The organism is Methylobacterium sp. Leaf113 (genome assembly GCF_001423325.1).
GTDB lineage: Bacteria > Pseudomonadota > Alphaproteobacteria > Rhizobiales > Beijerinckiaceae > Methylobacterium.
Genome location: NZ_LMNJ01000045.1, coordinates 57,333 through 73,862, shown reverse-complemented (window position 1 = coordinate 73,862; position 16,530 = coordinate 57,333). Strand labels below are relative to the sequence as shown.

General features: G+C 66.7%; 18 protein-coding genes. 10 read left to right on the top strand and 8 right to left on the bottom strand.

The features are described 5' to 3' along the window. Window positions 1–306: 306 nt before the first annotated feature. Both ASF60_RS18525 and ASF60_RS18520 read left to right on the top strand, forming a co-directional pair. Window positions 307–621, top strand: a complete 315-nt coding sequence (locus ASF60_RS18525) for an Hpt domain-containing protein (RefSeq protein ID WP_056188470.1) — start codon at window positions 307–309, stop codon at window positions 619–621. Window positions 622–801: 180 nt separating this feature from the next. Then, window positions 802–1,122 (top strand): 2Fe-2S iron-sulfur cluster-binding protein, encoded by a 321-nt coding sequence (locus tag ASF60_RS18520; RefSeq protein WP_056188467.1) that lies wholly within the window; start codon window positions 802–804, stop codon window positions 1,120–1,122. Here the strand turns inward: ASF60_RS18520 and ASF60_RS18515 are convergent. Together ASF60_RS18515 and ASF60_RS18510 are read right to left on the bottom strand one after the other, a co-directional pair. Continuing rightward, the gene (locus ASF60_RS18515) at window positions 1,091–1,549 is read right to left on the bottom strand and encodes a bleomycin resistance protein (RefSeq protein ID WP_056188463.1); all 459 of its coding nucleotides are present in this window, start codon (window positions 1,547–1,549) and stop codon (window positions 1,091–1,093) included. The two genes, ASF60_RS18520 and ASF60_RS18515, sit on opposite strands and share 32 nt — an antisense overlap. A 45-nt stretch (window positions 1,550–1,594) precedes the next feature. Further along, entirely contained in the window at window positions 1,595–2,770 is a 1,176-nt protein-coding gene (locus tag ASF60_RS18510; protein WP_056188461.1) for a vWA domain-containing protein, read from the bottom strand. A 240-nt stretch (window positions 2,771–3,010) separates the two neighbouring features. Between ASF60_RS18510 and ASF60_RS26300 the strand changes: the two genes are divergently transcribed. Next, the gene (locus ASF60_RS26300) at window positions 3,011–3,541 is read left to right on the top strand and encodes a hypothetical protein (protein WP_244478502.1); all 531 of its coding nucleotides are present in this window, start codon (window positions 3,011–3,013) and stop codon (window positions 3,539–3,541) included. A gap of 24 nt (window positions 3,542–3,565) precedes the next feature. Here ASF60_RS26300 and ASF60_RS18500 read toward each other — a convergent pair whose 3' ends face one another. Next, window positions 3,566–5,416: a cation:proton antiporter domain-containing protein gene (locus ASF60_RS18500; protein ID WP_056188458.1), complete on the bottom strand. Its 1,851-nt coding sequence runs from the start codon at window positions 5,414–5,416 to the stop codon at window positions 3,566–3,568. Between the two features lie 331 nt (window positions 5,417–5,747). On the opposite strand from ASF60_RS18500, the gene ASF60_RS18495 reads away from it, so the two are divergent. The 7 genes from ASF60_RS18495 (at window position 5,748) to ASF60_RS18465 (ending at window position 13,394) form a co-directional block, all read left to right on the top strand. Continuing rightward, a complete protein-coding gene (locus tag ASF60_RS18495) occupies window positions 5,748–7,001 on the top strand; it encodes a hypothetical protein (protein ID WP_056188455.1) in 1,254 nt (417 codons plus the stop codon). Then, complete coding sequence (locus tag ASF60_RS18490) at window positions 6,998–7,648, top strand: hypothetical protein (RefSeq protein ID WP_056188449.1); 651 nt, start codon at window positions 6,998–7,000, stop codon at window positions 7,646–7,648. The genes ASF60_RS18495 and ASF60_RS18490 overlap by 4 nt, the downstream gene beginning before the upstream one ends. Window positions 7,649–7,876: 228 nt before the next feature. Then, a complete protein-coding gene (locus ASF60_RS18485) occupies window positions 7,877–8,728 on the top strand; it encodes an AAA family ATPase (protein WP_056188445.1) in 852 nt (283 codons plus the stop codon). Window positions 8,729–8,840: 112 nt separating this feature from the next. Further along, window positions 8,841–9,359 (top strand): SixA phosphatase family protein, encoded by a 519-nt coding sequence (locus ASF60_RS18480; RefSeq protein ID WP_056188441.1) that lies wholly within the window; start codon window positions 8,841–8,843, stop codon window positions 9,357–9,359. Window positions 9,360–9,576: 217 nt separating this feature from the next. Further along, complete coding sequence (locus tag ASF60_RS18475) at window positions 9,577–10,779, top strand: hypothetical protein (RefSeq protein WP_056188439.1); 1,203 nt, start codon at window positions 9,577–9,579, stop codon at window positions 10,777–10,779. A 134-nt stretch (window positions 10,780–10,913) separates the two neighbouring features. After that, complete coding sequence (locus ASF60_RS18470) at window positions 10,914–12,353, top strand: YcjX family protein (protein WP_056188436.1); 1,440 nt, start codon at window positions 10,914–10,916, stop codon at window positions 12,351–12,353. Between the two features lie 21 nt (window positions 12,354–12,374). Beyond that, a complete protein-coding gene (locus ASF60_RS18465) occupies window positions 12,375–13,394 on the top strand; it encodes a YcjF family protein (protein WP_056188433.1) in 1,020 nt (339 codons plus the stop codon). A gap of 3 nt (window positions 13,395–13,397) precedes the next feature. On the opposite strand, the gene ASF60_RS18460 is transcribed toward ASF60_RS18465, so the two are convergent. The 5 genes from ASF60_RS18460 to ASF60_RS18440 form a co-directional block, all read right to left on the bottom strand. Further along, complete coding sequence (locus ASF60_RS18460; RefSeq protein WP_056188430.1) at window positions 13,398–13,949, bottom strand: RBBP9/YdeN family alpha/beta hydrolase; 552 nt, start codon at window positions 13,947–13,949, stop codon at window positions 13,398–13,400. Between the two features lie 148 nt (window positions 13,950–14,097). After that, a complete protein-coding gene (locus ASF60_RS24015; RefSeq protein ID WP_082504224.1) occupies window positions 14,098–14,805 on the bottom strand; it encodes a DUF883 family protein in 708 nt (235 codons plus the stop codon). Between the two features lie 89 nt (window positions 14,806–14,894). Continuing rightward, window positions 14,895–15,287: a DUF3618 domain-containing protein gene (locus ASF60_RS18450; RefSeq protein ID WP_056188424.1), complete on the bottom strand. Its 393-nt coding sequence runs from the start codon at window positions 15,285–15,287 to the stop codon at window positions 14,895–14,897. Further along, entirely contained in the window at window positions 15,284–15,679 is a 396-nt protein-coding gene (locus ASF60_RS18445) for a phage holin family protein (protein WP_056188421.1), read from the bottom strand. Before ASF60_RS18445 ends, ASF60_RS18450 begins: the two co-directional genes overlap by 4 nt. Window positions 15,680–15,689: 10 nt before the next feature. Next, window positions 15,690–16,172 (bottom strand): hypothetical protein, encoded by a 483-nt coding sequence (locus ASF60_RS18440; protein WP_056188418.1) that lies wholly within the window; start codon window positions 16,170–16,172, stop codon window positions 15,690–15,692. Window positions 16,173–16,530: the final 358 nt, after the last annotated feature.

Here is a 16,530-nt window from a genome sequence, read left to right as displayed (position 1 = left end):
CGCGTATCCCGACCGCCGGCCGCACCCGACGATCAAGGTTACTTTTACCAATTTACCAAGGAACTTTAGACTTCGGCACAGGGCTCGGATACCCGAGCCCGCCGCGGCGCCCAAAAAACCTTAACGGAATGGTTACCAAGCCAGGGGCCGGCGCCGCTCCGTCGTCTTTCCGCATGATGCCTCAACGCTTAAACGGAAGCGAACGGCCCCGAGCCTGAGCTGTGGATAGCCGGGAGGGCGCACGGGCGCGGTCTCGTTCGATCCCCGGAAGCCGAAGGACCCGACGTGCCGGATACCGACGCAGCGATGCTGATCGACCGCGAGTTCCTGGCGCGCCAGACCTTCGGGGATCTCGAACTCGCATCCGAACTGCTGGGCCTGTTCGCGGACCAGTGCCGTCGTCTCCTGCCGTTGATCGGGGAGGCGGCGCGTCCCCTGGGCGAGCGGGCCGATTTCGCCCACACCCTCAAGGGGTCGGCCCTCGGGGTCGGCGCCGGACGGGTCGCCGCGCGTGCCAGTGCCGTCGAGGACGCCCTGCGGGCCGGAGACGCCGCCGTTTCCACCGAGGCGCTCTCGGAAGCGGTGGCGGACACCCTCGCGGCGCTGCCGGCATCGTCCTGAAATCGGCACGCGGACGTCGCGTCGCGGAGGTCCGATGGAACGGGGCGGCCTCTGCGGCGTAAGCGCAAGAATCCTCAGCCGGCCGGCGAGCGCGCTTGCATTCGGAGGCCTGCCCCTTCAAGGCAGGCGATGCGCCGCACAACCGGCTGTTCTACGCGTTGTCCGAGCCCGGAGCCCCCGATGCCCAAGATCACCTACGTCGACCATGCCGGAACGGCCAGGACCGTGGAGGGCGACGTGGGATCGACCGTGATGGAAGCGGCGATCCGCAACAACGTCCCGGGCATCGATGCGGAGTGCGGCGGCGCCTGCGCCTGCGCCACCTGCCACGTCTACGTCGATGCGGCCTGGGCGGAGGTCGTCGGCCCCGCCGAGGCGATGGAGCAGGACATGCTCGACTTCGCCTCCGATGTGCGCGCGACCTCGCGCCTGTGCTGCCAGATCCGGATCACGCCGGACCTCGACGGGCTCAGCGTGACGACCCCGGCACGACAGGGCTGACCGGCCGGACCCCAAGGCTTTCCTGGAATCGCAGCAGATAGCCGTCCGGGTCCTGGATCAGGAACTGCCGGCAACCGACCTCCCGGGCTCCGACCCGATACCAGGCCTCGTGCGCCGGTCGGAAGAGCGGCCAACCGAGCGTTGCGAGGCGTTCGAGCATCGGGTCGATGTCGCGCACGGTGATCTGAAGGTTGATGCCGCGTCCGAACGGCCGGGCGAGCGGACCTGTTTCCCAGGCGCCGTTGATCCGGTTCAGCATCACCTGGCTTCCCGCGTGCTCGAGATAGGCGAAGCCGTTCTCGGGGCGCTGGTAGGCGATGTCGAAACCGAGGCCCTCGCACCAGAAGGCGAGGCTTCGTTCGAGATCCGTCACATCGAGTTCCGGGACGAGGGGGGCGAACCCGCCCTCCGGCATCCGGTCGAGCATCCGTCAGCCTCCGCTCCCGAACCGATTCGACGTTCCGGCGTCACCCTATCGGATCAGCGCCCGCATGGCTGCGTCGATGCCCTCGAGGTTGAGGGGGAACATGCGGTCGCCCACCAGCCGCCGCACCATGCCGATCGACTGGGTGTAGGCCCAGTGCTCCGGCGGCACCGGGTTGAGCCAGACCGCCTTGGGGAACCGCTCGAGGATGCGGCCGAGCCAGACCGCGCCGGGCTCCTCGTTCCAGTGCTCGACCGAGCCTCCCGCCATGGCGATCTCGTAGGGGCTCATCGAGGCATCGCCGACGAAGACCACGCGATAATCCGGCGGGTAGGTCCGCAGCACGTCGAGCAGCGGCAGCGTCTCGTCGTGCCGCCGGCGGTTCTCGCGCCAGACCCGCTCGTAGGGACAATTGTGGAAATAGAAGTGCTCGACATGCTTGAACTCCGAGCGGGCGGCGGAGAACAGCTCCTCGGCGAGCGCCACGTGCCCGTCCATCGAGCCCCCGACGTCGAGGAACAGCAGAACCTTCACGGCATTGCGTCGCTCGGGCCGAAGCTTCACGTCGAGATAGCCCTTCGCCGCCGTCTCCCGGATGGTGCCGTCGAGATCGAGTTCCTCGGCCGCGCCGGTGCGGGCGAAGCGGCGCAGGCGGCGCAGGGCCACCCGCATGTTGCGGGTACCGAGTTCGACGGTGTCGTCGAGATCCTTGAAGGTGCGCTTGTCCCAGACCTTCACCGCGCGGAAGTTGCGGTTGCCGTCCTGGCCGATGCGGATGCCCTCGGGATTGTAGCCGTAGGCCCCGAAGGGTGAGGTGCCGCCGGTCCCGATCCACTTGTTGCCGCCCTGGTGCCGCTCGCGTTGCTCGGCCAGGCGCTGCTTGAGGGTCTCGAACAGCTTGTCCCAGCCGAGCGCCTGAAGCTCCGCCTTCTCGGCCTCCGTCAGGTATTTCTCCGCGAGCTTGCGCAACCACGCTTCCGGGATCGCTGCAGGGGCCGTCGCTTCGCCGAGGGTTTCGAGACCCTTGAATACGGTCCCGAACACGCGATCGAACCGGTCGAGGTTGCGCTCATCCTTCACCAGGGCGGTCCGGGCGAGAAGGTAGAATTCCTCGACGCGCTTCTCGGCCAGATCCCGGTCCAGGGCACCGAGCAGGGTCAGGAACTCCCGGAGGGTGACCGGAACCTTGGCCTCGCGCAGGGCGGTGAAGAACTGGAGCAGCATGGGACGACAACGGAGGAAGCGATGCCCGGGGTCAAGGGGCCGCCCGGCCGGCGCGACGGGCCGACTGACATAGGTTAAACTGGGTATAACCCGGAATTTCTGTTGATAGCTCCTGTGGGAGGTTATTCCGGCGGAGAGGACTTGTCATCTGAATCGAACATCTTGGTCCCACGGTCTCGTGCAAGTCAGGGCAAGTCGTCAGGGCGCATGGTCTTTGGGTAGAGTAAAGGAGTGACCGACATGGCGCTCGCGCTGCGCTCGTTGAGCGATTTCAAACGGTTCCTGTCCGAGCCGGGCGCGACGATTCAGGTGGTGCGCAACACCTTCATCGATCGCCAGCCCGCCTCCTTCGCCGACGCCTATCGGGCCAAGGGGATGTACGAGCCGCGCACCATCCGGGCCGTCTCGAAGAAGGCGGCGATCTTCTCGGTCCAGGGCCACCCGACCACGATCTGGTTGTATTGGGACAAGGGCACGCGCAAATGGCGGTTCAACGACGATACGGTGACCATCCCGCTCGACACCGGTCTCGGGCCGCCCGACGAGATCGTGTATCGCTGTAGCTACGCCCCCGGCATGGACCCGAGCCTGAATCCGCCCGTGCGCCGGGCCAAACAGCGGACCCCGAAGCCGCCCGACGCCCTGAAGCCTGCCACTCCGAGACCTCCGCCCGCGCTCAAGACCGCTCCGGGCGGCACGTCGCCGTCGGCGGGCGCCACCGTGCTGCCGGCGCCCATGATGCCCCTGCGCGGGCAGGGCCGCCTGCTCTGAGTGATTCGTCCGCCCGCATGCGTCTCAGGCGCTCTTGATCGCGGGCTTGATGGCGGACTCGTCCGCGACGGCCGGCGTCTCCCGTCCCTCCTGGCCCTTGCCGACGGTGCGGCGCGCCCGGAACGCAGGACGGACCTCGGTCTCCTTCTTCCGCAACATCGCCCGGTACTCGTCGCGCCGCTCGTGGATCGAGGCGATCACGAGGCCCATCGGCACGCCGACATCGACGAGGACCGCCTCGGAGAGTTGCAGCGACGCCTCGATGGTCTCCGGGACCGCATCGTCCACACCCATTTCGTAGAGGGCGGTCGCGTGGCGGGCGTCGCGCGCCCGGGCCACGATGGTGATGTCGCGCCGCTCGGCCCGGGCCGCCTCGACCACCGCTTCGACGGCACGCGGCGTATCCAGCGTGACCACCAGCGCCCGCGCATTGGCGATGTCGCAGCGCCGCAGCAATTCGGGATTGGCCGAATCGCCGAAATAGACCGGGTTGCCGAGGCGGCGGTGTTCCGAAACCCGGGCGGCATCCGCGTCGAGCGCCAGGTACGGGATCTTGTGGCGGGTCAGCATCTCGCCGACGAGGCGGCCGACCCGGCCATAGCCGGCGATGATGACGCGGTTCTGCTGGCGATCGGGCACTGGTTCGGCCCGGGCGCGACCCAGCTGCGCGGTGGTGAAGCGCTTACCGAGGCGCCGGCCGACGACCGCGAGGGCGGGAATCGCGATCATGGTCACGGTGGTGACGATGAGGGCGGCCTGTCCGACCTCCTCGGGCACGAGCCCACCGGCGAGCGCCCCGCCGATCAGCACGAAGGCGAACTCGCCGCCCGGTCCGAGCAGCAGGGCGGCCTCGATGGCCACCGATCGGGAGAGTTTGAGAAAGCGAGCGGCCGCGACGATCACCGCGCCCTTGATCAGGATCAGCGCCATCGCCAGCCCCAGCACGGCACCGGGCGCCGACATCAGATGGGCCGGATCGAGGTTCATGCCCACGGAGACGAAGAACACGCCGAGGAGCAGGCCCTTGAACGGATCGATCGTGGCCTCGATGGCGCGGCGATACTCGGTCTCGGCCAGCAGCAGGCCGGCGACGAAGGCGCCGAGCGTCATCGACAGGCCGGCCGCCGCCGCGGTCACGGCCGTGCCGATGATGACCAGGAGACAGGCCGCCATGAACAGTTCGGGTGACCGCGTCCGGGCGACGAGCTGAAACAGCGGCCGGAGGGCGAGACGCCCCACCACCACGATCACCACGATGGCGATGGCCGCTTGGCCCAGAGCGAGGGCCAGGGCGCCGCCCACGTCGGAGCCGTCGTTGCGGCCCAGCACCGCGATGGCGAACAACACCGGGGCTACCGCGAGATCCTGGAACAGCAACACGGCGAAGCTGGCGCGGCCCGCCGGCGTGTTCAGTCGCTTCTGATCGGCCAGGACCGGCAGGACCACGGCGGTCGACGACAGGGCCAGGGCGAGGCCGACGATGATCGCGGCGGCCAGGGGAACCGAGAGCGACAACAGGATGGCGCCGATGACGGCCGATGAGGCCAGGACCTGGATCGAGCCGAGGCCGAAGACCAGGCGGCGCAGCGTCCGCAGGCGTTCCCAGGACAGCTCGACCCCGATCATGAACATCAGGAAGATGACGCCGAATTCCGCCAGATGGGCGATCTCCAACCGATTCGCGATCGTGAAGGTCGAAACCCAGGGATACGTCTCGGCGAAGCGCCCGAGACCGAAGGGGCCGAGCAGGGCGCCGGCCCCGATGAAGCCGAGGACCGGGCTGATCCGCAGGCGATGGAACAGCGGCACCACCACGCCAGCGGTGACGAGGAACAGAATCGCTTCCTTGTAGGAGCCGGCGTGCACGTCCGTCATCGGTTCGAGATGTCTCCTGAAGCGCGGAACCGCCGGGCGGCGTCGCGGAGAGCGGCCGGGTTCCTCGCCGCACGGTTCTTCGCAGCACGGTTCCCCGCAGCACGGTTCCCCGCAGCACGGTTCCTCGCAGGACCATGGCCGCTGGCGACCCGTCGACGCAACCGTGCACGGGGCGCGAAATCACGAATTGGCTGGCTGCGGCAATTGGAATGGGGGAGACCGTACCGTCGGCGTCTCTGATGCGGCGCAAAAACGGCACAATGCGCGCATAAGGCGAAGCGTTAACGAACGGTGAAGCGCGCGATGGCGCGTTTCGAGACACGAGTGCTCCATGCGAAAGACGCCGCCCAACCGGGACGTGCAGCGGGAAGCCCGCGAATGGCGCCGGGAATCCGAGCGCTGGACCCACGAGCGACACATCGAGAAGGGCTACCGCATCAAGTGGGGCTACGTCTCGATCGCCTACCTCGTCGAGTTCATGGTGATCGGAGCGTCGCTCTGGGGCGCCTGGCTGTTCGCGGGCGTCTACAGCGACGGTGATTCCAAGGCGTTCTACTTCATGCTCCTGGCACCGCTGGTCTATGCGGCGGTGGAGCTGTGTCGCGTCCCCCTCGGCATCCTGGCGCGGACGCAGCGCTCGTACGTGATCCGAATGCTGGCGATCGTCGGCATCATCTTCGCGGCAGGCGTGACCACCAAATCGGTGTCGCAACTCGGCGAGATGATGTTCCACCCCCGCCTGATGGATGCCGCGAAAGCCAAGACGGCGCTCAAGGATGCCCAGGCCGATCGCGGGACGATCGACAACCGGATCGCCGCGGCCGATGCCCGGGTGGCCCAATATACGACGGAACTGGATCAGATCGAGAAACGCAGCGCCGAGAATGCCAGCCAGCTCGCCGGCCTGCCGCCGCAGCGCTGCGAACGCGTCTACGGCACCAACAGCCGGGGCCAGCGCTACTCGAACATGAAGTGCGTCACCGATCCGCGGACCGCGACCCTGAATGCCAGCGTCGCCAAGGCTGGTACGGACCGCGGCGCGGTGATGAAGCTGCTGGAGGACGCCCGCAAGGCGCGCGGCGAACTCGACCGCGGCGCCGCCGAGCGCAAGGTCGCCGATGCCGAGCAGGCTTACCGCAATTCGGTCAACCGATCGCAGCTGCACTCCTTCACCGCGATGGTCTACGGCGTCGATCCGATCGACGTGAGCGAGGCGCAGGTCCACGCCTTCCTGCGGATCTTCGTGTTCGTGCCGGCCCTCTGCGCCGCCTTCGCGTCGACGATCCTCGCCCTCTGCGCCGTTTCGGTGCGCAAGACCTTTATGGACGAGGACGATCTCGGCGCCACCGTCGATCCGGCGGCGACGCCCTACATGCTGGATTCGATTACGGACGCCCTGCGCCAGGAAATGGCGCTGACCCAGCCGCGCCCCGTTCCGGAGGAAGCGGCGGTGCAGCCTGCGGCGGCCAGCGTCGCCCCGGTGGTGGCTCCGGCTCCGGCTCCGGCCGCAGCGCCGGGCGGCGCGGTGATCCCGATGGATCGGCGCCCGCCCGCCCAGGCCGTCAGCGCGGGAGCCGGCGCATGAGCATCCACACGCCCGGCACGCCGGAGAATGTCGTTCTCGCCCAGAGCGTGAACGGCCGCCTGCGGGCGGAAGCGCGGATCATCGCGGCGCGGGCCTTCCTGTTCCGCGCCCTCGGGGCAGGGGCCTTCACGCTCCTCGCCGGAATGGGGATCGGCGTGGCGTCCTACGGCTACGCCTATATGAACCAGTTCGACTCGGCGGCCGAGAAGATCGCCGCCGCGATGCAGGCGGCCCTCTCGGATGTGACGCTGAAGACCAAGGGCGAGGTCACGCTGACCGACAACGTCCTGAAGCTCGAGGGCGGCCTGCCCAAGGCCGGCGGGGCTCCGACTCCGACCAAGGCCCAGCTCGGCGCCGATGCGGCGCCCGCCTCGAAGGCTCCCGTGAACACCACCTTCACGGTGTTCAAGCAGGTGCCCTACATGGATGGCCAGATCGTCACCGGCTGGAACTTCCGCGCCAACGAGGAGCAGCCGTTCCAGCAATATTGCTATTTCTCTCGCCGCCAGAACGAGCAGAAGGGCCAGGTCGAGATCAAGATCGACCTCGCGATGGATGGCAAGACCCTGCCGCAGCCGCAGAAATCGGACGTCAACCTCGGCATCCTCGCGTCGAACTGCGTCTGGCACGACGGCAAGACGCTCTGAACGGCAAGACGCCCTGAACGGCAAGACGCTCTGAACGGCGAGACGCTCTCGGCAGCAAGCCGCTAGAGGCACCAAGATGCCTGAGATCGTCAGCGCTTCGAAACGGCTGATCTCTCAAGACGCATGGTCCCATCTCGGCTGCGCCGGGTGCCTTGCGGGGATGGCGGCCGCGCACTAACCCGGACGTGTCCGCGTCCTGTTTCCGGCCCCCCTCCCGCGAGTTCCGCCATGCGCTTCACCGGCACCGCCGACTACGTCGCGACCTCCGACCTGACCACGGCGGTCAATGCCGCGATCGTGCTGGAACGGCCGCTCCTGGTGAAGGGCGAGCCGGGGACCGGCAAGACCGTCCTGGCCGAGGAGATCGCCAAGGGCCTCGGCGCTCCGCTGCTGACCTGGAACGTCAAATCGACGACCAAGGCGCAGCAGGGTCTCTACGAGTACGACGCGGTCTCGCGCCTGCGGGACAGCCAGCTCGGCGACCCGCGCGTGTCCGACATCGGCAACTACATCCGGCGGGGCAAGCTGTGGGAGGCCTTCACGGCCCCCGAGCGGCCCGTGCTGCTGATCGACGAGATCGACAAGGCCGACATCGAGTTTCCGAACGATCTCCTGACCGAACTCGACCGGATGGAGTTCCACGTCTACGAGACCGGCGAGACGATCCGGGCCGAGCGGCGCCCCATCGTGATCATCACCTCGAACAACGAGAAGGAACTGCCGGACGCGTTCCTGCGCCGTTGCTTCTTCCACTACATCACCTTCCCCGATGCGGAGACGCTGAAGGCCATCGTCGAGGTGCATTACCCCGGCATCAAGCACCGCCTCGTGGAGGAGGCTTTGCGCGTCTTCCTCGAGACCCGCGGGGTCCCCGGCCTGAAGAAGAAGCCCTCGACCTCCGAGCTGCTCGATTGGCTCAAGCTCCTCGTCTCCGAGGACGTGACGCCCGAGACCTTGCGCGAGCGCGATGGCCGGAAGCTGATCCCGCCGCTGCACGGCGCGCTCCTGAAGAACGAGCAGGATGTCAGCCTCTTCGAGAAGCTCGCTTTCATGATGCGCCGGGATCAGCGCGGCGGCTGACGTCCAACGCCGTCGGGCATGGGCACGGCGCCGGACCAGGACGGGATTCTGGTTCTCGGCAGCCCTCGATCCCGGATCCCGTCCTCTCCTCGCGCCGAAAGCTGCTCCCCGCATGCGTCGCTTGATCCTCCTGCGTCACGCCAAGTCCGACCGCGCCCCCGGGGTGACCGATTTGGACCGTCCGCTCAATCCGCGCGGCCAGCGGGCCGCACCGCGCATGGGCGCCTACCTCGTCGCGGAAGGCCTGACCCCGGATGCCGTCGTCGTCTCGCCGGCGCTGCGCACCCGCCAGACCTGGGACGCCGTCCAGACCGTCCTGAAGGGTCCGGAGCCGAAGATCGTCGCGTCGATCTACGAAGCCCCGGACTCGGCGCTTCTCGCGGTGGTGCAGGCGACCCCCGACGAGGCCGGAAGCCTCCTGATGATCGGACACAACCCGGGGCTTCAGGAACTCGCACTGCGCTTGGCCGGCACCGGCGACAAAGCGGGGCGAAAGCGCCTGATGCTGGAGTTTCCGACCGCGGCCGTCGCGGTGATCGACTTCGACGCGGCACGCTGGAGCGCGATCGGCTCCGGCACCGGTCGCCTGGATCGGTTCGTCGCGCCGAAGGATCTCGATATCGACGATTGATTCCGGGCGGCCCGCAGTGGGAGCGGCTGCGCCAAGCGCGCGCGGTTGAACGGGTGCGGGCGGATCGAACCCTTGCCGTCCGATTGAACCCTTGCCGTCGGATTGAACCCTTGCCGTCGGATTGAACCCTTGCCGTCGGATTGAACCCTTGCCGTCGGATTGAACCCTTGCCGTCCGCCGCTCGTTTCACTGGTCCCCGGCAAGCTTCGCAGATCCCGTGCTCCTCACCACGCTTCTCGTTCTCACAACGTTGCTGCCGGGCCTCGAAGGGCCGGTGCGAAGCGTGTCGAAGAATGTCGCGGACTTGAGCGCCCGTTTGGCGCCACCTCCACGCGTCCTTCCGGTATACGAGGCCGAGACGCGCGTCGTTTCCAACTGGCAGTTCGAGGCCGGGGCCAGCCTCCAGCCGACGTCCCTCGCGCTCGTCGCGCGCTACGCCACCGCAGCCCCCGCCTTTGTGGCGCGCTGCGTCAAGCTGAACAACTACTGGTGCATCAAGCGCGCGCGCTGGTCCGGCGAAATCGGCGGTGACACCGAGGGGCATACGGGCTTCGCGACCGCCAGTGATGGGGCAGACGCCGCTGCGCAGTTACTGCGTCGTTACTATCGCGAATACGGACGCCGTACGGCACTCTCGATCGTAAGACGCTGGGCGCCGGCGGAATGTCGGATCGGCGGCGCTCCTCTTGCTGGACGTGTACCATCGACCAAGGTCGCCACCGACCTCGCACCGCGCGGCATCAATCGAACGCTGCGGGCCCGGTTTCTGGCCCGGCATCCGCGCGGTAGCGCGTCGCGGCACGCTAATACCAGTCGAGGCGGCCCGCTCCGCGTCCAGCCCTGGTCTCCCCTGGCTCGGATGGCCCGTTCGAAAGCGCCACAAAGTGGCTTATTGCTCAGGCACTCCGAGATTCTCGTTAAGCCCTCCACCCTGATTGCAAAGCCATCGATCCTGCTCGTGGAACCCGCTGCCGTTCTCGGTCAGTCCGTGCCTGGCAACAGGGCGGTGGAGAAGGGGGCGATGAAGAAGAAGGCGCGCCTGACGCCGGTTTCTCCATCCCGTGTCGCGTCGGATATTGGGCTGCAAGAGCGCTTCGTGATCGAATCTGCTCAGCTGCCGCCGGTCGTGGCAGGCTCTAACCTCCTGGATCTCAGCCCGCCCACACCGCTTTGCGGGAACGATGAGACGCGGATACGGAACTATGCCGCTCGAATCGCCGCAAGCGTCGGCCTGAAGGTCGAAGACGACCTCAAGCTCTTCGGTCCCGAGGGGCAGCCGCTGATCAATCTGCAGGCTGTCATGCTCGCCATGTCGAGCGTCGAACTTGGAACCCTGCGTGCCAGTCCGACCCTGGTCGGGGCTGCCATCGCTCGCATGAACGCGAACACACGCTCGGCAATTGCGGTCTCTGCGCCCTGACCATACGAGCAACCGGGACCGTCTTCACGCGGAGTCTTGCGCTGATCGGGTCCGGCCGCCACCTCAACGCCACGCTAGGCGCTTTCTTCGCATCGCCGTCTTAGGAAGCACCGTTACGCCATGAACAGGTTGCCATGAACAGCTTTGCCGCGCGCGCGGGTTCCGCGGTCAAGGCCTTCGCCGAAGCGTCGAGTGATCTTCTGATCCAGCCGACCCTTCGGCTCGGCGTCACCGGATTGGCGCGTTCGGGCAAGACCGTGTTCACGACCGCGCTGATCCATCATCTCGTAGAAGCGCATGCGTTGCCCGCCTTCGCGCCCGCGCATGAAGGACGGCTGCGCCGCGCGCGGCTGGTGCCTCAGCCGGACGACGATATCCCACGCTTCCCCTATGAGGAGCATTACGCAGCGCTGACCGAGCAGCGCCTGTGGCCCCGCTCCACCGACCGGATCAGCCAGTTCCGTCTGGCCATTGAGTACGAGCGCGCAGGCTCCTGGCGTTCCGGGCCGGGGACGTTGATGCTCGACGTGGTGGACTATCCGGGAGAATGGCTCCTCGACCTTGCGCTGATCGACCAGACCTACACCGCCTGGTCACGGGCGACGATTGCCGGCACACGGCGCAGTGGACGTGCCGCGATGGCTGGACCCTGGCTCGAAACCCTCAAGGGACTCGATCCACTGGCGCCCCTCGACGAGGTCGTGGCCGAGCATGCCAGCACAGCTTTCAAGACCTATCTGTCAGCCTTACGGGCTGGCCCCGAAGCGGTCGCGACCACGCCGCCAGGACGGTTCCTCATGCCGGGCGACTTGGCAGGTTCGCCGGCGCTGACTTTCGCGCCGCTCGACCGTCTCCCGGAGACCTTGCGTTCCGACAGCCTCGCCGGGCTGATGGAACGTCGCTTCGAGGCCTATAAGGCGAAGGTGGTGGAGCCGTTTTTCCGGAATCACTTCCAGCGTGTCGATCGCCAGATCGTCCTGGTCGACGTGCTTGCCGCGGTCGATGCCGGGCCGGCGGCCCTTGCCGAACTGGAGGAAGCGCTGGACTCAGTGCTGCTCAGCTTCCGCATCGGTCGCAACACCATCCTGTCGCGCCTGTTCGCGCCCCGCGCCGAGCGTATCCTGTTCGCCGCGACCAAGGCGGATCATCTTCATCAGACCAGCCATGACCGGCTCGACGCGTTGTTGCGGCTCCTGGTGTCGCGTGCGATGCGGCGAACCGAGGCGGCCGGCGCCCGGGTCGGGACGGTGGCACTGGCTTCCGTCCGGGCCACGCGGGAGACGACAATCCACGATGGCGACGAGAAACTCCGCGCGGTATCCGGGACACCAGAAGCTGGCGAAACGGTCGGCGACGACGTTTTCGACGGCCTGAGTGAAGCGGCGATCTTCCCGGGGGAACTGCCGCAGCGGCCGGAAGCGGTCCTGGAAGGCGCAGTGCCACCGGGTTCTCTACGCTTCCCCCGGTTTCGACCGCCCTTGGTGAAGGCCGATGCTCTCGGCCGGCCCGGTGATCTTCCGCAGATCCGCCTGGATCGTGCCATGCAGTTCCTCATCGGCGACAAGCTCGCTTAACGCTCGCCAGGACGCCCCGCCATGAGTTCGACCCAACGTCCCCGCGCTTTCCGAATTCCGTCCTCGACGACGGTCGACGCGGACGAGGGCGCGGTGCCGCCGCCGCACGTACGGATCGTCGACGAGCCGTTCGAGATCGTGGAGGCGGCCGATGGTGTCGCGGTTCCGGTGGCACCGCGGAGCCGGGCTCCGTGGCTCAGCCTGCTCTTCGTCGCTCTGGGTGGCCTCGTCTCCTTAGGGGTCGGCCTCTCGGTCGAGCGCATGATCGCCGATCTGTTCAGTGCTGCGCCCTGGCTTGGCGCAGTGGCTCTGGTTCTGCTGGCGATCGCCGCGATCGCGTTCCTGGCCATCCTCGCCCGCGAACTCTCCGGCATCTGGCGGGAGCGGCAGATCGAGCGGGTTCGGGCCAAGGCCGTCGCTGCCATCGCGACGCGCGATCATTCCTCGGCTCAGGCCGTGGTGCGCGACCTATCGGCGCTCTATGCCGATCGCAGCGCTCTGAACGCCGGCAGGATGCGGCTCGATACGTTGGGCGACGCCATTCTCGACGTGGACGATCGGATCGGCCTTGCCGAGCACGAGCTGCTCGCCCCCCTCGACCGACAGGCGCGCAATGCCATCGCATCAGCCGCGAAGCAGGTCTCGGCGGTGACGGCTCTGAGCCCGCGCGCCATCGTCGACGTCGCCTTCGTGGTCTTCGCCGCCGTCCGTCTCCTGCGCCGTATCGCAACGATTTATGGCGGGCGGCCCGGATTCCTGGGATTCCTCCGGCTCGCCCGTTCAGCCTTCGCGCATCTCACCGTCACGGGCGGCATGGCGGTGGGCGAAAGCATGGTCCAGCAAGTGCTCGGCCTCGGCATCGCGGCCCGTGTATCGGCGAAACTGGGCGAGGGTGTTCTCAACGGATTGATGACCGCTCGCTTCGGCCTCGCCGCTATGGCGGTGTGTCGGCCTCTGCCCTTCGTTCGGGAAGCGCCGCCGCGCCTGACCGACGTCGCTGGCGAATTGCTCAAACCTCTCGCTGAATCCGAGAAGCCCTGAACATCAAAGGGATTTCAGGAAACCGGCGAGCCGCATCAAGCCCTCCGGCCATGGGCCATGCCCGCTGGCGACATTGATGTGGCCCGACTCGCCGGCATCGACGACCACCGCGCCCCAGGCATAGGCGAAATCCTCGGCCCGCTCGTAGCTACAGTACGGGTCGTTTCGACTGGCAACCACCAGCGATGGGAAGGGAAGGGGCTCACGCGGAACGGGTGCGAAAGCCGTGACACTGGCGGGAAGGTTCGGCGTCGTCTCGACGTCCGGAAACGCGACCAGAAGGGCTCCGCGAACGACACCGGGTCGGAAATGCGGTGACGCCTGAACGGCTGCAACGACACCCAGACTGTGAGCGATCAGGATCACGGGACGAACTGCCGCATTCACGGCCTCCACGATCCGCGTACGCCATGCGTCGGGATCCGGGTGATTCCAGTCGTCCTGTACGATGATCCGCCCCGTCGAGAGCCGGTCCGCCCACCGCGCCTGCCAATGGTCGCCTTCGGACCCCGCATAGCCGGGCAGGATCAAAATTTCGCAATCGGCAATCTTCATGCAGTCAGTCGATAGTGGCTCTGCGAAGCGGCGTCGAGCCGAGATGCAGGCCCCCCCGACCGATTGCGTCACATCATGTCTCAAACGAAGACGAGGACAGCGCCAAGCGGCACTGTCCTCGTCTGAGGTTTAGAAGCGCGCCCGACGATCAGTTCGGCGCTGAAGTCCGATCGTGAGGGGTCGCCGAAGGGGTCTGATCACCCGAGCTGGCACGCTGGACGGCGGCATTCAGATTTTCAGGATCGAGTGCGCTCGCGACGAATTCGCGGCCGCGGTGGGTTACGTCACGGGCGTAACGCAGCCCCTGGTCGCGGACCTCATCCGCCCAGGGGCCGACATTCTGGTCCTCGGTTCGGGTTCGCGGCAGCAAGGCTCCGATCAGAAGACCGGCTGCAAGGCCGACGACGCCGACGAGAAGAGGATTCTCCGCCACGAAGTCCTCGACTGCAGACTTGCCGTCCTGGAGGCGAGCACTGCTGCGATCGCTCAAATCATTGACCCGGCGAAGTCCTTCCCGGTGCGTTTCCGAAGCCCATCCCCGTGCATCATCGTACACGTCCGAGGCGCGCTCCCGAAGGTCCTTTGCGGTGTCCGACAGACGATCGCGGGTGTCGCTCGCCGCGGTGGCAGCCCGATCCCGAAGGTCGCTTGCCCGCGCTGCGGCTTCGTCCGCCATGGACCCTTCATTGAAGCCACCCGTATGGATACTGTGAGTCTGGGTTCCCGTGTGATGGCTCGGGCTCGGGATGTCGTGCAAGGATCCTTCCGTTTGATGGCCGCGCGGCATCCCTGCGGCGAGAGCGATATCATCCGGAAGCGAACGGTGCTGGTCGCCAGGTTTCTGGGTCGAACTCATGGGAAACTCCTGATGGTCGGCGATGGTCTCTGAGGATCGGGTCACGGTGCCCACGAGGAGCAGATCAGCGTGATCCTTGGCTCAGGACCTCAGATCTGCGTTTCGCTCGACAGGGAATGGGCCGGGCGCTGTGTCGGAAGGTCGGGATCGTAGACGCGGTCGGCCCCGGTCTTCGTGACCGGAAGACCTTCGACGGCGAGGCGTCCCCGCCGACGCACCGCCGGCGCGGTCTGGTTCGTCGACATCCGGTGGAGCAACCAACCGATTCCGGCCGCAATCAGTAGAACCGGGACCGGATTGCGCCGCACGGCTTCGAGTGCGCCATCATAGGCACCGCTCAGAGGAGTCTGTCGGGCATTGCCCAGCATCTCGTCGACGATGCTGGAGACCGATAGTCTGTCCTGGATCTGATCGATCGTTTGATCGAGGCGAGCCCGGCTCGCTTCGATATCCTTCTCGAGGTCGTTCAACGACTCGGTCATCCTGATACCCTTTCGGACAAGGTGCGGGCATCCTGGCGGACCTGACGGGAGGTACGAACGGGCGCGAGGGTCGACAGGGACATCGCGTTCTTGCCGAACAAAGCGAGAGCGACGGCCACGATCAGCAGGATGCCGCCAACGATCAGTGCCGCGAGGGCTTCCGATTGCACAACGGTAGCCAGCCATTTCACGAGCGCGTCCACCAGGACGAACAGGGCGACGACCCCGAAAACGGCGGCGCCGACCAGGAGTCCGAGCCCGATGAAGAGCGCGCGGACATTGCTCGTCATCTCGTTTCGGAAGAGAGCGATCTCCTTCCGAGCCAGTTCATTCGTTTCGCGCAGGGCATCGCCGATGAGGCCCTGAATACTGGATTGCGGACCGGTGGTCATATCCCGAACCTCAAAGTCGATGGTGCGTCGGGTAGGTTTCGTTCAGGGGCGCAGCGCTCGTCGATTTGATGAAGCGCGCGACCACGAAACCGGTCAGGAAGGTGGCGACCGCCACCGCGACGGGAGAGCGGCGAGCGAACGCCTCAGCGTCCTCGTAGAACTCCGAGAAGCTGCGCTCCTCGATCGACGCTCCCAGGTGTTCCAGTCCGTCTGCGGCGCTGTCGAAGAAGGCGCGGATGTTGGGCTGAGCCTCGAAGGTCTTGCTCGACTCCCGCACGGACTTGGCGAGGTCCGTGACCGAACGGGCGGCGTCGCCTTTGCGCTGATCGACGTAGTCAGTGGCATGGGAACGGGCGGCATCGACGAAGCTGCGTCCGCGCTCGGCGGCGACGTCTGCGATCCCCTCGACATCGCCGCGCAGCGCTTTCCAGTCGGCCGTCGGGTTCACCGGCTCCGCACCCGTTGAGGGCCCTGGGGATTGATTTGCGGTCACGGAGACACTCCTCGGCACGGGTTGGGCAGATTACCAATTTGCCACGGTTCAACAGCCTCGGGAGAGGCAGGGTTCCGCTCTTCGTAACACCCTCGACAGCAAGAGCCTCAGCCGCCGTTCAGGTCGAACTCGCTAAACCGTCTAAGCTTGACCGTTGTAAACGGGCGGTCATGCATCTTATGCGCCGAAAGGCATCGCTGATCAGGGCGAGGTGAGGTTCAAGCTGCCGTTGTTCGCCGTGAACCCGAGGCATTCAGGCCTTGACCCAGATGCATCGAACGCGCTTGGCTGCATCGACGGATCGCGCTTGGCTTCCGCGCGTTCACCCAATGTATCATTTCGGTCGAACGCGCTTGTG